A 1,694-nucleotide genomic window follows, 5' to 3' on the forward strand; every position below is an offset into this window, starting at 1 on the left:
TGACGACTACGACGCGCTGCTTCCTTGGAAGATGCCCGTCGACCTCCGCTGATCCGCTTCGTTACCACACCTCACGCGCTCGGCCACCTTACCCTGAGGGGCGTCGTTCGTGGACCGCATACTATTGAACATCCTGCATGATCAAATATTACAAGCGCGTTTCGTTAATTTGTGTCAACTTTGGCCAGGCTGAAGCAGACGATTTCATAAATGCCAGTGAGTTCCCATGCATGGTGTTCCAGCAGAATAGATATATCACCTTCGCGCTGCTCGTCCACGTTGCTCTTCTTCCCCTTTGTAACGTAGACAAGAACTCCTGAAAACATGAAGTCGCTCAGCGTTCAGAAGGTGTGCCGGCTCAATGCCGGCTTTTATGGTGCGAACTGCAGTATTAGGAAAATCATGCCTCTACAACGGTTGACCTCGACGCCCCCCACGCTGCCCCACTTGCAGGCAAGCGGGGCAAGTGTGCCGGTCACACAGCGTTTTGACAAACTCCCATCACTTGCAAGTGCGGTAAAGGGCGTGAGTAATGAGAAGGACACTCAAAAAGTTACCATCTATTTTGGTAATGGAGGGTCAGCGCCCATCAAAACGGACCTTATGTCGGCGATCGGCAGCTATGTGCATCGCGTTGTGAACCCTAACAAAAGCATTGACGATTATCCTTTGGTTTTCTCCGATAAGTCTGGGCTGGAGACTTTTAATAGATTTCGCGAGAAATTCCCGATTGCATCTTCCTCGGAGAGGCCGAAGTTGACTGGGCGACTGTCTGACGATCTCGGAGCTCATTTCGGGTATGCAATAAGAAATGTACGTGCCGTCATGGCTGAAGACTTTGAATTTTCGCCGGATCAGAAGATATACGTTACGGGCCATGGCACAGCGGGAACGGATGTGATGCAAGTGGATGACAAATTTTTTACCATGAAGGATGTGTCTCGGGAGCTCGCGAGCATTGGGGTTCCAAAAAATATAAGAGATGTTAGGCTTACGTCCTGCAATTCCGCAGATTCCAGGAAAATGCCGGCTGTTAAAGACGAAAATTTGTCAGATTACAGTAAGCAGTTTTTGGAGAAATCAACTTTATTTGGATTGTTCGGCAGTGAGCGTGTGCGCAAGGCTCCGGCGGAATATCTTTTGGATGAAATGTCCAAGGCTGGATTTGATGAGGTGACAGTAACTGGCTACCATGGGGCCGGAATTTATTGTAATGGGAAGGAATTCCCGCAAAGCTCGCTACGAAATGCGAATGCTCCGACTAATATTGGCTATAACCCAGAGGATACGGTGAGGCGCAGCACAGTTTCTGTGAAATTTGTTGCCAATGAAATTGATCGCGGAACATCGGTCGATCCGTAAGGGCAGAAGTCACGTCGTTATACACAAGGGCACCTCGAAAAACCGCTCTTTTGAACTAACTCTGCCGTGACGACACCGCGGGCATTGTCACGTTGGCGAAGCGGTAGCGTAAGATGCGGACGATGAAGAAGACGAAATCGCTCTATCACGGCCATCGTTTCCCGGCGGCGATCATCAGTTGCGCGGTGCGTTGGTACTACCGGTTCAACCTGAGCCTGCGTGACATCGAGGAGCTGCTGTTCGGTAAGCCCCCGGCGAAGTCATCTTGACGGGACCGATCGCCGAGATGGTCAAGCGTCGGTTGGCGTCCAGCGATGGGGCAGCAGCTGCGT

The 1,694-nt window shown here is 50.9% G+C and carries 1 protein-coding gene and 1 pseudogene; both read left to right on the plus strand.

Annotated features, from left to right (window positions below):
- Positions 1-324 precede the first annotated feature (324 nt).
- Positions 325-1,362 (plus strand): hypothetical protein, encoded by a 1,038-nt coding sequence (locus ACPUER_RS36605; RefSeq protein ID WP_425133562.1) that lies wholly within the window; start codon positions 325-327, stop codon positions 1,360-1,362.
- 122 nt (positions 1,363-1,484) lie between these two features.
- Positions 1,485-1,601 (plus strand): annotated as a pseudogene (locus tag ACPUER_RS36610) (IS6 family transposase); the annotation flags it as partial.
- Positions 1,602-1,694: the final 93 nt, after the last annotated feature.

It is taken from the genome of Burkholderia sp. DN3021 (assembly GCF_049805555.1).
Lineage (GTDB): Bacteria > Pseudomonadota > Gammaproteobacteria > Burkholderiales > Burkholderiaceae > Burkholderia > Burkholderia pyrrocinia_C.

Excerpts from the sequence above, each read along its gene's own strand:
- ACPUER_RS36605 (WP_425133562.1), top strand. The coding sequence starts at position 325 with ATGAAGTCGCTCAGCGTTCAGAAGGTGTGCCGGCTCAATGCCGGCTTT.